At 41.4% G+C, this 14587-nt stretch carries 6 protein-coding genes and 1 pseudogene; 4 read left to right on the forward strand and 3 right to left on the reverse strand.

From position 1 onward, the window contains the following. Nucleotides 1–349: 349 nt before the first annotated feature. On the forward strand, nt 350–3790 hold the full coding sequence (locus tag L0Z67_RS13440; protein WP_062568811.1) for a PAS-domain containing protein: 3441 nt from the start codon (nt 350–352) through the stop codon (nt 3788–3790). Between the two features lie 12 nt (nt 3791–3802). Here L0Z67_RS13440 and L0Z67_RS13445 read toward each other — a convergent pair whose 3' ends face one another. Continuing rightward, complete coding sequence (locus tag L0Z67_RS13445; protein ID WP_405128124.1) at nt 3803–6418, reverse strand: DUF2339 domain-containing protein; 2616 nt, start codon at nt 6416–6418, stop codon at nt 3803–3805. 357 nt (nt 6419–6775) lie between these two features. Between L0Z67_RS13445 and purU the strand changes: the two are divergent. Further along, a pseudogene (gene purU / locus L0Z67_RS13450) lies at nt 6776–7605 on the forward strand (formyltetrahydrofolate deformylase). Nucleotides 7606–7655: 50 nt separating this feature from the next. Here purU and L0Z67_RS13455 read toward each other — a convergent pair. Further along, nucleotides 7656–8309 carry a response regulator transcription factor gene (locus L0Z67_RS13455; protein ID WP_062568808.1) on the reverse strand — a complete coding sequence of 218 codons (654 nt, stop codon included), beginning with the start codon at nt 8307–8309 and terminating at the stop codon, nt 7656–7658. A 96-nt stretch (nt 8310–8405) separates the two neighbouring features. Next, nucleotides 8406–10346 (reverse strand): acetate--CoA ligase, encoded by a 1941-nt coding sequence (gene acs, locus L0Z67_RS13460; RefSeq protein ID WP_405128125.1) that lies wholly within the window; start codon nt 10344–10346, stop codon nt 8406–8408. A gap of 304 nt (nt 10347–10650) precedes the next feature. Between acs and L0Z67_RS13465 the strand changes: the two genes are divergently transcribed. Next, nucleotides 10651–11820 (forward strand): DcaP family trimeric outer membrane transporter, encoded by a 1170-nt coding sequence (locus tag L0Z67_RS13465; protein WP_405128126.1) that lies wholly within the window; start codon nt 10651–10653, stop codon nt 11818–11820. A 149-nt stretch (nt 11821–11969) separates the two neighbouring features. Continuing rightward, on the forward strand, nt 11970–14078 hold the full coding sequence (locus tag L0Z67_RS13470; protein ID WP_062568805.1) for a TonB-dependent siderophore receptor: 2109 nt from the start codon (nt 11970–11972) through the stop codon (nt 14076–14078). The last annotated feature ends 509 nt before the right edge of the window (nt 14079–14587 follow it).

Below are 14587 nucleotides of genomic sequence, written 5' to 3' on the forward strand. Positions count from 1 at the left end.
GTATTAGTTGTCATAAACTAAGTTAGCAAGGGTTCAGCAATATGGAATTGATACCATAGTCGTAACAACCAGTTTACGTTTACGTAAACTGTAAAACCGCATTTGTAAACAGTCAGTAAAAAGCAATATTTAACAAAGAGTTAACCTGTAATTATAAATCTGCGAAATACTGAAAATAGCAAAAACGAATGATCTGCGACATTAGTCTAATAAAAATACAAAAAAATATTAAAGACAATGTTTTTCAATAAGTTAAATATAAAACTTTGTATATAGAAAAAATCAACACATCGAAATTATTGATAATTCTGATAAGGTAGAGTTATTACAATAATTACTGAATTTAGACATGACAGCTGCGCTTATTTTTGTTGCACTCGCCTACATTGGCGTGTTGTTCTGGCTAGCTAACTGGGGGGATAAAACCACTCCATTAGCAAAACGTATTAGCCATCACCCCTTTGTATACTCATTCTCTTTAGGGATTTACTGTACGTCTTGGACTTACTATGGTTCGGTGGGCACAGCTGCTACCAGTAGTTGGAACTACCTGCCTATTTTAATCGGTCCTGCGCTGCTGTTTTTCTTCGGTCAGGGCTTTTTACGTAAACTCGTTTTAGTCAGTAAAAAACAAAATATCACCACTATTGCCGACTTTATTTCAGCCCGCTATGGCAAACGTCAAACTACTGCAATTATGGTTACTATCATAGCCTTACTTGCGACTATCCCTTATATCGCCTTACAACTCAAAGCACTTAGTAGTAGCTTTTTATTATTGCAAAATGATAGCCGTATTTCGGGTTCTATGCTGGCACTGTCGGCGACCTTAATCATGGCAATGTTTGCTATCTTTTTTGGCACACGAAAAGTGGATGTAACCGAATATCGCTCAGGGCTGATGCTCGCTGTTGCATTCGAATCTATGGTGAAATTACTAGCTTTGGTTGCCGTTGCGGGACTTGCTTTATACACATTATTTAATTTGAGTACGGTGCAAACTGAGCAATTAACAGGCTCTATTTGGCAGCATTGGCATAACTTTGATTTTCTGAGCTTCAATTTTATTGGCCAGTCTTTAATGGCCGCAGCCGCTATAATCTGTTTGCCAAGGCAATTTCATGTGACCGTTGTTGATAACCAAGACAAACGTCACCTTTATACCGCACGTTGGGCATTTCCACTTTATTTACTGTTAACGGCGGCAATGATTTTTCCGATTGCGACAGCGGCTATTCATCCTGGTATTGGTAGTGGCTTTTCACCCGATAGCTTTGTGTTAGCACTGCCTTTAATACATGAAAACGCGTTTTTAACCACCTTTGTTTTTATTGGCGGTTTATCTGCTGCAACAGCGATGATTGTGGTCGCTACACTGACCTTAAGTACCATGATCTCAAACGATGTGGTTTTACCTTTAATGTTGCGTCGTAAGTTTAAACGTAACCTCATAACAAGTAGTTATAAATCACAGATTTTACTTGTGAGACGCTTCACTATTGCTGGCATTTTGATCTTATCTTATTTCTACCAGCAATGGTTTGGCCATGGTAAAGCGCTGGCAAGCATGGGCTTGGTTGCCTTTTCACTGGTTTCACAATTACTGCCTGCTATCGTCGGTGGCCTATACTGGCGTAAAGGCCATGCTTATGGTGTGTATGCTGGTTTGCTTGCAGGTGTTATTTGCTGGATTCTATTTTTAATGCTGCCTATTTTAGATGCGGGTAACAGCCTAGATGCCGAGTTACAGCAAACACTTATAACACGAGGTACGCTAATCGCATTATTTGCGAATATCGGCTGTTATATTAGCTTTTCACTGGGTGCTGATGAGCGCTTAATAGATAAGATTCAAGCCGCTGCATTTGTAAACCCGAAAGAGCAAGCGGTATTTGCAAGACGCTTAAATAAGAACGTTAAAGCCACGGTATACGACTTTAAAGTACTATTACAAACCTTCTTGGGTATTCAGCGCAGTCAACAGGTACTTGCACACTTTGCATTAAGCAATAAACTTGATGACAACAATGCTCACCCAGAGCCTGAGTTTATTGCCTATTGTGAGCGCGCTTTAACAGGCGTACTAGGCGCATCGTCTGCCCAAGCGCTTATTCATACCGTAGCCTCAGGGAAACGCATGGCGTTTGAAGAGGTCGTCAATTTCTTTGACGAAACAACGCAAGCACTGCAATTTAATCAAAACCTGTTGTTCACCTCGCTTGAAAATCTCAGTCATGGTATTTCAGTTGTTGATAAAGAACTCAACTTGGTTGCTTGGAATAAACGCTACGCAGAAATGTTCCACTACCCTGAGGGCTTTTTAGAAGTAGGCCAAGCGATTGAAGAGGTGATCCGTTACAACGCAGAACGCGGAGAGTGCGGCCCAGGGGAGATAGAACGGCATGTAGAAAAACGCGTGCAACACCTTAAAAATGGCAGCCCACACCACTTTATTCGTCACCGTCGTAATGGCCAAGTCTTTGAGATGATAGGCAACCCACTGCCTGATGGTGGGTTTGTGACCAGTTTTTCAGATATAACAGCGCATATTGAAACCCAAAACGCTCTTGAGGAAGTCAATATGGATCTTGAAAACCGTATCGAAGCACGAACGCAAGAAATACGAACGATTAACAAAGATCTGCAAGCGCAAATTGACAGTCGAGTACAAACTGAGCAAGCACTCACTTTGGCTAAAAAAGAAGCTGAGCAAGCGAATGACAGTAAAACTCGCTTTTTGGCACTGGCCAGTCACGATATCTTACAACCGCTTAATGCTGCTCGACTTTATTTAGCAGCCATTGATGACAAAACCCTCTCGAGTAATAACTTAAACAATTTTGAAAAACTCGGTGCAAGTTTAGATTCAACCGTCCACCTGATGTCTGCATTACTTGAAATAGCGAAGCTAGAACAAGGTGCGATGACGCCAACTCCACGCCATTTTAGTATTGACGATATTCTTGCCCCCCTTAAAAATGAATACGCAATTATGTCGAGTGAAAAAGGCTTGAAACTCACAGTGCGCTCTGCAGGGATCATTGTACATAGCGACATCACTTATCTGCGCCGAATTATTCAAAACCTTGTTTCCAATGCAGTAAAATACACTGATAAAGGAAGAGTATTAATTGCGTGTCGTAAACGAAAACACCATCTTCGTATTGAAGTATGGGATACAGGTCCTGGCATATCACAGTTGGAACAAGCAAAAATTTTCAACGACTTTTATCGTATTGAAGCAGGTGACAATAAAGGGGTCGGTCTTGGCTTAGGCGTGGTAAAAAGAATGGCAGACTTATTGTCTTTACGCTTAGATGTAAGCTCAAACCTAGGTAAAGGAAGCCGCTTTAGTATTGAAGTCCCTTATGGAGAGAGACAGTTTATACAACAAAAACAAACGCCGAAAAAAGGCATGGAAAACCGCTCTGCCATGAATATTGTCGCAGTAGATGATGACCCTGAAAACCTTAATGCAATGGCAAGCCTTCTACAAAAATGGCAAGCTAATTATCAGTTATTCGATAACGTAAATGCGATTATGGCATATGCTAAAGATCATCGTGCCCCAGATGTAATCCTGATGGATTATCAGCTTGGTCACGACTGTGACGGCATTACGTTAATCAAAACATTACGTGAAATTTGGCAAAGCCCTGTTCCGGCAATTTTAATTACCGCTGTACGTGATGAAGCGCTTAAACAACAAGCAAAAGCTGAGAACATCCACTATCTCAGCAAGCCTGTAAAACCAGCGAAGTTAAAAGCACTGCTTAATCACAGTGCATAACCTACTCTCTCTTTAAGGCAAAGCGTGTGGCTTTGCCTTAAATTTTTGAAACAGCCAACTTAGTGCAACCAATGAAATACCTAAGCCAATAAATGACACAGCCCTTAGCAGCCCTGTTAGATTTGCCATATCAATCAAGAATACCTTCAACACCACTAAGGCCAGTAACCCTAGTCCAAGCTTTTGCAGATCAACGATAGAGCGCAAGTGCCCCGCAATCAACACTAATGCACCTATCAATAACCATATTAACGAATATGTGTACAGTTCGGCGTCTGAGGTCGACTGCGCTAAATTAATAAGCTCACCTTGCCAGCTGTGGCGTATTTCAGCATTAATATAAAGTGCAAGAAAAGCACCTGCGAGGCAAATTAATGGCTTAACCAATTTAGTCTTAATAGGCTTTATTAACTTTGCAACCCATAAGGTTATTAATGCAGGCACCAACCAGAGCAGTAATAACCAGTTAATAATTGGCCACTGACCGATATTTATAGGCTCGAAGAAAGGATTCAACGCAGTGAGTAGTTTTAATGCAAATAAACCAGCCAGTGTTAAAAGTACAATCGCCCCAGCCTGATAAAGCCTTACCAAGTGTTGAGTAAACCTTGAACGCAATAAATACACACAGCCTAACACGCCCCAGTTACAGGCAAGTAGAATGTGTTCATACACCGATAAATTATCAAAATCAGGGTAACGTCCCACCAATTGATAACTTGTTTCAGTCGTTATAAACAAAGCTATACAATGTAAAGTGGCGCCTTCTAACCACACTCGAAGAGGTTGTTGATACCAAAACCTTGCGGCCCAGTAAAACAAACATGCACTGACAGGGTAAACAATGAGACTCCAGTGAACACCAAACAGGTTTGTATCATTATAATCCACTAACCAAGGGGCTACACTCAAGCGTGCGAGTAAACCTGCCACTAACGCTTTTAGTGGCCAACTTGGCATTGTGATGCTGTGCTTGTTCACATAAAAACTAATCAATAGCACTTGCACCGTTAATGCGAGAGTTAAACTACTTCCTTCAAGTAGCATAGTTAGTGCTAAACTAATATTAGCATTAGCACCAAGCCAGTAGCAGAATACCTGCAAAGGATGGTTGTTATTTGCTGAGAGTTTAAATTGCAGCGCACTGACCGCTAACAACACAACACACCATAGCGGATAAGCGCTCATTAAAGCATGGTCAGGGGTAATTAAATATAAACTCGCTACAATCACAAAGGTTGATAGTGAAGCGATTAATGTAAACCCTAAACGTTTTGGATACTTGCCTGTAAAGTACCACCCATAACTTAAAAACAACGCACTAAAAAACAGCCCTACTCCGTAGTTTTGCCTAAAAACAAAAAGCTGTTCTGAAAAATCAACTGTGTTGTTTTGTGCAAGCAATAATATTACAACACATGCCAAAGCGAGCAGTAGCCAGTTATCCCATACACTATTTTTTAAAATCAAAAACAGTAATAAAACAACAAATAATAAAGTACTAAGCTGCCATACAAGCAGTGCATTGGTAGTGCTCATTAATAAAAGAACAGGGGAAATAATTGCCAGTAGTAAAGGAGTATCTGGCAGTTGCCTTAGCATTTTTGTAAAGCGATAAGGGCGATGCTCTACCTGCCTGAGCTTTAACCCTAAACGCGGTATCGCAATCAATAGTAGAATACTCAAAGCTGCATACAGATTAATAAACCATAAAAAATGGCTTGATGCAGTGACAGCCACCAACCAAAACCAACCCAAGTGGCCAGCCCATAGCAAATACCATAACCAATGGCGTTTCACATAATGAGCCACTAAAGAGGCTGATACAGTAACAAAACCAACATAGGTCAGTAAGGCAATAAAGTCATTGCTTCCTGTGCTTACCCATATCGGCACACTATAGGCGCCAATTATGCCGATAACTGCGAGCAGTGGGCCAAACCTTAATGCCATCCAACTGGCAGCCAGAGATACAAAGGTCAAAATACCAAACGCAGATAAAGGCTGTAATAATTCGTAATGTGAATAAGCAAGTAAAGTTAAAGCAAAACAGCTTATAAAGCCGCCACTAGCAAGTGCCGCAGGTATGTAGTTACTAAATCCTTCAAAAACAATCCCTTTTCGGTGTAACACCTCGGCGACCGTAATTAAACTTACACCAAACACGGCCCCTAAAATAACCCGCATTGACTCTGATAATAAACCAGCTTCGAGTGAATAACGGGCAAGGAAAATCCCACCAAACGCCAGCGCTATTGCTCCTACCCACGTTAACCAATTGGCTTTAAATTGAGCAATAATTGGCGAGAAATAATCTGGCTTAGGCTGTTTTGAAACGCTAGGTTTAACAGAATGAGAATCAACTTTAAGTTGTTCAAGAGTGGTTGAGTCAGGCTCTGTGTTAGTGGGTGAAGGCTGTACATGCTCTCTTAATTGCGATTCAACATGAGCTGATACTTTAGCTTCATCAGCAAGATGCGGCTGATACGCCTTTGACGAAATCGTCTTCCTTAATGCTATCACTTCTTTTCTTAAATTTGAAAGCTGAAACAGGGCAACAATACCTGCCACTGACCCAAATAGAATTACAGCAACCAGTAACACTATTAACGCAATACCCTCATCCATACATCATCCTTGTGTCTATAAAGCAAACGCCCTAATTATCTCTACAATAAACACTTAGCGTAAGTAAAGCAACGAAGGTACGGAACCAAATCTGTTAAGGTTGATCGATGAGTGTTCGCTTTAATGTCATGTTAAAGTCAGAATCTGCTACGTCATCCTGATCTATAATGAAAACTTAAATCCTACTCACAAAAACCTCACTTTCATTCAAACCACCAATAACAAGTACCCTTTGTAATGCAGTGAATTGGACTAGGCTATTCTGAAATTAATTATTAGATAGTTGAAATTGCGCTATGCAGCACTTAAAAATTAGCAAATAATAAAGGCCACCAAAACGGGATTAGAATGAGGACTATGAACACGATTTTAACCACGCAATGCGATGATGATGTTGGCTTAATTGCCAAAATCACAGGCCTTTGTCATGAGCATAATTTAAATATCACACGTAATAATGAGTTTGTTGACAAAGACGCTAAGCGCTTTTTTATGCGTACTGAGTTAAGTGGCACGGTGTCAGATAACTTTTTACCTAGCCTTGCAACCTTACTTCCAGATGGTGCTGAGCTTGCACTGCATAGCAGCGAGAAAACCAAAGTTGTGTTGCTTGCCACTAAAGAAGCACATTGTTTGGGGGGGTTTTACTCAAACAATTTGAAAAAGCCCTGAATATTGAAGTATTAGCCGTTATCGCTAACTATCCAGACTTAGCCCCTTTGGCAGCCGGCTTTGATGTGCCATTTCATGTTGTTTCTCATGAAGGGTTGAGCCGTGCAGAGCACGATCAGCAAGTGGGTGACCTAATTGCCAGCTACCAACCTGATATTATTGGCCTTGCTAAGTATATGCGAATTTTAAGCCCTGAGTTTGTCGCTCGCTTTGAAGGTAAAATAATCAATATCCACCACTCATTTTTACCAGCATTTATCGGTGCAAAACCCTATCATCAGGCTTTTGAACGTGGCGTAAAAATCATTGGTGCAACAGCTCACTTTGTTAATAATGAGCTCGATGAAGGGCCAATTATTTTGCAAGATATAACCCATGTTAGTCATGCTGATACCGCAGAAATGATGGCAAAAATGGGGAAAGATGTAGAAAAAACAGTTTTTTGCAAAGCCTTACAGTTAGCCTCTGAGCATAAACTGTTTATTAACGGTAATCGCACCGTGGTATTTGCTTAAGTCATTTTAATGAAGAGGCTAATCGCCTCTTTATTATTTTTATTATCTAATTACGAGTTCGACTCAATAGGATCAAGTTGAAGTTTTGAGGCAATAAGGACCGCTTGAGTGCGGTTATATACACCAAGTTTTCTGAAAATAGCGGTAATATGCGCTTTTACCGTGGCCTCAGAAATATGTAATTCATAAGCGATTTGTTTATTCAATAAGCCTTCGTGTAAGTACTGCAACACTTTATATTGTTGTGGTGTTAATGAGGCTACCTGAGCGGCTATTTCTTTGTCTTCGCCATCAACCGCAGCGACTTTATCTTTAAGCTCAATGGGTAACCATACATCCCCTTCAAGAATATGGTTAATGGCTATGGCAATATCATCTGATGACGATGATTTAGGTATAAACCCCATCGCACCATATCCCATCACTTTAGAAACAATATTGATGTCTTCACTACCTGACACCACTGCTATGGGTAAGCTTGGATAGTCTTCGCGAATACGAATAAGGCCGTATAAATCGCCATTACCTGGCATGTGAAGGTCTAGCAGTAGAATATCAAGATCTTCTTGTTCGCTAAGCACTTGCAATGTGGTATCAAAGTTTTCCGATTCAAACACTTCTAAATCAGCGAACTTCGCACTCAATGCCCCTTTCAGCGCTTCACGAAATAACGGATGATCGTCCGCTATTAAAAACTGACTCATGGTTCACTCCTAATAAATTCGGCTGACACCTATTTCTAAGTGACAGCCGATATACTACGTTTAGAATCAACTTCTAATCAAGTTTTTAACGCATTTTTAACGATTTAATCTGTTCTCGATTAACTCATCAACCACACTCGGATCGGCCAGTGTTGAAGTATCACCTAACTGTTGGTGCTCATTTGCCGCGATTTTACGTAGAATTCGACGCATGATTTTACCAGAACGTGTTTTCGGTAGGCCTGGCGACCATTGGATCATATCTGGTGATGCAATTGGGCTTAGCTCTTTACGAACCCAGTTACGTACCTCTGCCGTTAACTCATCACTGACAGTCACGCCTTCATTTGGTGTAATATACACGTAAATGCCCTGACCTTTGATGTCATGTGGATAGCCAACAACAGCCGCTTCGGCAACTGCTTCGTGAGCAACTAATGCACTTTCGATTTCAGCTGTACCTAGACGGTGGCCTGATACGTTAAGCACGTCATCTACACGACCAGTGATCCAGTAGTAACCATCTTCGTCACGACGACAACCATCACCTGTAAAATACACACCTGGGTATGCTGAGAAATAGGTTTGCTCAAAACGTTCATGATCGCCATAAACTGTTCGCGCTTGTGAAGGCCAGCTATCTAAAATAACTAAGTTGCCATCAACTGCCCCTTCAAGCGTATTACCTTCGGCATCATACAATGCAGGCGCAATCCCAAAGAATGGACGTGTTGCCGAACCTGGCTTCATATCTGTTGCACCTGGTAGTGGTGTGATCATGATGCCGCCAGTTTCGGTCTGCCACCACGTATCTACGATTGGGCAATTTTCATTACCGATATGCTCGTAGTACCACGCCCATGCTTCAGGATTAATTGGCTCACCTACAGAGCCCATAATACGTAAACTAGTACGTTTTGATGTGGCCGTTGGCTCATCGCCTTTCGCCATCAAAGCACGGATAGCCGTTGGTGCAGTGTATAGGATAGTAACATTATGTTTATCAATGACTTCACCCATACGACCTGCTGTTGGGTAAGTAGGCACACCTTCAAAAACAACCTGAGTGCAACCATTAACTAATGGACCATATGCAATGTAGCTATGACCTGTGATCCAGCCCACATCGGCACTACACCAAAAGATATCATCTTCTTTTAAGTCAAATACGTACTCGTGGGTCATTGATGCATACACAAGGTAACCACCTGTGGTATGAACAACCCCTTTAGGTTGACCCGTTGAACCGGAAGTATAAAGAATGAAAAGCGGATCTTCTGCATTCATTGGCTCAGGTTCACATTCTGCCGGTAAATCTGCTATTAGGTCATGCCACCAAACATCATGGCTATTCCACTCAACATCGCCACCCGTTAACTGATGCACGATGACATGTTCCACACTGGTTACCGAATCTTGTGATACCGCTTCATCAACGTTTGCCTTAAGTGGCACGCAATTCCCTGCACGACGACCTTCATCAGAAGTAATTACAACCTTAGCGCCGGAGTCGTTAATTCGATCAGCAATCGCTGATGGAGAAAAACCACCAAATACAACAGAGTGAATGGCACCAATACGTGCACATGCTTGCATTGCATAGATAGCTTGTGGAGTCATTGGCATATAAATAGCGACGCGATCGCCTTTAGAAACACCTAATTTTTTAAGACCATTGGCGAGTTTTGCGACTTCATCATGCAGCTTTTGATAGCTAATGTTTTCGCTTTGTTCAGGGTTATCACCTTCCCAAATCAGGGCCGTTTTGTTTGCATTTTTAGCAAGGTGACGATCGATACAGTTATAAGAGGCATTCAATTGTCCGTCTTCATACCAACGAATATTAATGTGACCTTTATCGAATGACGTGTTCTTTACTTTATTATAAGGGGTCGACCAATCAAGACGTTTACCGTGCTCTCGCCAGAATCCTTCTGGGTCATCAATAGATTGCTTATACAGTGTATTATATTTATCGTTATCAACGAGTGCTGCATTCTTGATATGCGCTGGAACTGGATAGATACTTTGTGACATTGTTGTCGTCTCCATGTTAATTACTTGCCAAAGGCTTACTTCAAGGATCACTCAGCAAAGCGACTTAAAATATTAGACCTTAGTTGTATATCTCACCAATAAACAAAAAACTTCGTAATCACCTTCTATAATCAAGTCCAATGTACTAATACATCTGACTAACTACCTTAATTTAAACAAACTTTGTTGCTCATTAGTATTAGTACCACCTTAGTCTAATAGACCAATAGATAATTGAGAGAAATCACTTCTTAAACAACAGTGATACAACAACATACAAGTAGCTTTGACAGGAATACACATTATGACAACAAGAAAAGTAACAGCCTTGAAGACATTAACTGCATCAGCAGTACTTTGTGCGCTGACAGGCACAGTACACGCAGCCACCATAGGTAATACTGATATCACCTATGGCGGTTATGTAAAACTCGATGCAATGTGGAGTGATTACTCATCAGGTATACCAGACGGTTCAAGCGTTGGTCGCGATTTTTACGTGCCAAGTACGACTCCTGTTGGACCTGACGCAGACAATGATGCTGTCTTTGATATGCACGCCCGTCAATCACGTTTCAATTTTGGTACCGCAACCAAATTAGATAACGGAAAAACCATAAATACAAAGATTGAGATCGACTTTCTAGCATCAGCACCTGGTGGTAATGAGCGCGTTACTAATTCATATGCACCACGTATTCGACAAGCTTATGTCACGTATGACGGTTGGTTATTCGGTCAAGCATGGTCGAACTTCCAAAACGTAGGTGCTCTTCCAGAAACCCTTGATTTTGTTGGTCCAGCAGAAGGCACTGTGTTTGCTCGCCAAGCTCAGGCAAGGTACACAACGGGTAGTTGGTCTTTTTCAATCGAAAACCCTGAAAGTACCATTACCACACAAGGTGGTGCTCGCGTTGCAACCGATGATGCCGCAATGCCTGATTTTACAGCCCGTTATACTCACAAAGCGGATTGGGGTGAGTTAGTTGTGACAGGTCTTGCACGCCAATTAACCTATAAAAAGAATGGTATTGATGCCGATGAGTCTTCATTTGGTATTAGCGCGTCTGGTAAAGTAAACTTTGGTCAAAACAACCTTAAATTTATGCTGACACAGGGTTCAGGCTTAGGTCGCTACGTGGGTTTAAATGTTGCTCATGGTGCCGTGCTTGATGGTGATGATCTTGATGCCATTGATTCAACATCAGGCTTTATTGCCTATCAGCAACATTGGAATAGCCAATGGCGTTCAACATTCCTTTATTCATTCTTCTCTGCTGACAATAATAGTGACTTATTTGCGATCTCTGGCGATCCTACAGAAACCAGTCAAAGCTATAGTGCAAATATCTTATACTCACCTGTTAAAAAGCTTACGTTTGGTGTTGAGTATAAACATGCTGAGCGTGAACTAGAAAGTGGCACAGATGGCGATATGGATCGCTTGCAGTTCTCTGCAAAATACGTTTTTTAATCCCTAATCAGTTTTACTTCCTGAAGCGGCTTCGGCCGCTTTTTTTGTTTATTTTAAGCCAACACCGACAAACCTAATTGCAAACCATTTTCATTTAGATTACATTACGCATTAATTTACAATCTGAATTGAACTATTTGGGAATTTGCATGTCATCAACTAAATTTTTGCGCCTTTCACAATTAAGCTTAGTGACTTCAGCACTATTAAGTGGCCACGCTTTCGCTGCACAAGAAAAAGAACAACCTATTGAAAAAATAGCTGTTTATGGTCAGCACCATAAAAACTACATCACTGAAGAAGCGCAATCTGCAACAAAACTTGGGCTAACAATAAAAGAAACACCCCAGTCTATCTCTGTTGTATCTCGTGCATTAATGAATGACTTTTCACTTGATGATCTGAACTCAGTCCTTGAAAGTACACCAGGTGTCACTGTTGAGCAAATTGAAACTGATCGTACCTACTTTAAAGCACGTGGTTTTGAGATAACAAACTTTCAGGTTAACGGCATGGGTATGCCACAAGACAACGGCTCTATCCAGGGAACTTTAGACACCTCAATTTTCGATAGCGTTGAAATTGTCCGTGGCGCCAATGGTTTAATGACAGGTGCAGGTAACCCATCTGCAACTGTTAATATGGTTTTAAAACGCCCAACTTATCAAACACAAGTCAATGCATCTGTATCGTACGGCTCTTGGGATAGCAAACGCTTAGAGCTTGATGCATCAACTGCACTAAATGAAAATCACGCTGTGCGTGCTGTATTTACCAAACATAAAGCAGAGTCTTACCTTGACCGCTATGAGCAAGATAAAACAATTTACTACCTTGCTTACGAAGGCCAGTTAACGGATAGCACGGTAGTAACGGCTAACTACGTTAACCAGAAAAAAGATGCAGATAGCCCATTATGGGGTGCACTCCCTCTTTATTATAGCGATGGCTCAGCAACTAACTTTGATGAATCAACCAGTACAGCATCTGACTGGTCTTACTGGAACAACACAACAGAGCAGCTGTTCTTATCAATTGAACAAGCAATTACGAATACTTGGTTTTTAAAAGCAAGCTATGCGCACTTAGAAAATGAGCAAGATTCAGAGCTTTTTTATGTCTATAAAACACCTGATAGAGAAACAGGTTTAGGCTTAATAGGTTACGCAAGCGAATATGATCATAAAGATAAGCACGATATTTTAGATATCTATGCAACTGGTAAGTTCGACTTATTTGGCATGGAGCACGACCTATCGTTTGGTGTAAACCAAGCGGATATGGATAACGATGATATGTCTCTTTATGATAATGAAAATGGCTTCCCTCGCATGCCTGAACTTGGCGGTTGGGATGGCACAGCACCCACACCGACATTTGATGATGGTTTAACAGGTGCTGATATTACAAGTCGTCAGCGTTCTGCTTATATTTCTACACGAATTCGTGCCACAGACTCATTGAGTTTCTTAGCGGGTGTTAGCCATGTAAACTGGGAAACTGAGGGCGAGTCATATGGAAAAGCGAAAGATAAAGACAGTGATCAAACTGTACCTTATTACGGTGTAGTGTATGACATTAACGAACGCTTCTCTACGTATGCAAGCTACACAGAAACTTTTGTACCACAAACAGAGCGTGATATTAACGGAGATTACCTAGATCCAATCACAGGTAAAAGCAGCGAAATCGGCTTGAAAGCACAATTACTCGATGACAACTTATTCGTGACCTTTGCGTATTTCGATGCTAAGCAAGAAGGCCTAGCTATCGCTATTGCTGGTTCTCAACCAGATGACACACGCTACTATGGTGCAGATGGCATCAATAGTGACGGTTTTGAAATAGAAATGAGTGGCCGACTCAACGACACACTTAGTGCTAGCTTTAGCTATAGTAACTTAAATATCGATGGTGATGAGTTAGTAAAAGATTACACACCAGAGAATCAAGTTAAACTTGCTTTAACCCAGAAAGTACCTCAAATAGATGGCCTAACCTTTGGTTTAAATTACCAGTGGCAGGATGACACGCAACGTGTGCAACCGACACAGCCTTCAGGTGTGGTACCGGTCACAAAACAAGATGCCTATGGCTTACTAAACCTGATGGCAACCTATGACATTAATGATAATGTGAGTGTTAACTTTAATATCAACAACGTAACCAATGAGAAATACCTTCACAGCTTGTTCTGGGAGCAAGGTTACTACGGTGCACCACGCGGTTATGCTATGTCATTAAACTGGCAGCTATAATCTTGCTTTAGCGTTTTTAATAATCCTATTAAACGTGCTATAAAATCGCAGCTACGCCCCGTAGCTGCGGATTTACCCCGCGACAGCCCAAAAAACAACTTAACCTAAAACGCGATATAAAACCGCGCCTACGCCACCTTGTAACAACGGGTTTACCCCGCAACAACCCAAAAACAACTCAAGTTAAAGCGCGATATAAAATCGCGACTACGCCATCTTATAGCAACGGGTTTACCCCGCGACCAATCAAATAAACACGTAACCCGAAACGCGATATAAAACCACGACTACGCCATCTTATAGCAGCGGGTTTACCCGCGATAACCCAAAAAAACAACCTAAACTAAAGCGCGATATAAAATCGCGACTACGCCACCTTGTAACAACGGGTTTACCCCGCAACAGCCCAAAAAACAACTAAATCTTAAGCGCGATATAAAACCGCGACTACGCCATCTTATAGCAACGGGTTTACCCCGCGAGCATTCAAATAAACAACACGCGGCCAC

The sequence above is a fragment of the Pseudoalteromonas sp. PB2-1 genome (assembly GCF_045040605.1).
In the GTDB taxonomy this organism is placed as follows: Bacteria; Pseudomonadota; Gammaproteobacteria; order Enterobacterales; family Alteromonadaceae; genus Pseudoalteromonas; species Pseudoalteromonas arabiensis.

Coding starts and splice junctions, on each gene's coding strand:
- acs (WP_405128125.1), bottom strand. CDS start 10,346: ATGTCACAAAGTATCTATCCAGTTCCAGCGCATATCAAGAATGCAGCA.
- L0Z67_RS13465 (WP_405128126.1), top strand. CDS start 10,651: ATGACAACAAGAAAAGTAACAGCCTTGAAGACATTAACTGCATCAGCA.
- L0Z67_RS13470 (WP_062568805.1), top strand. CDS start 11,970: ATGTCATCAACTAAATTTTTGCGCCTTTCACAATTAAGCTTAGTGACT.
- L0Z67_RS13445 (WP_405128124.1), bottom strand. CDS start 6,418: ATGGATGAGGGTATTGCGTTAATAGTGTTACTGGTTGCTGTAATTCTA.
- L0Z67_RS13455 (WP_062568808.1), bottom strand. CDS start 8,309: ATGAGTCAGTTTTTAATAGCGGACGATCATCCGTTATTTCGTGAAGCG.
- L0Z67_RS13440 (WP_062568811.1), top strand. CDS start 350: ATGACAGCTGCGCTTATTTTTGTTGCACTCGCCTACATTGGCGTGTTG.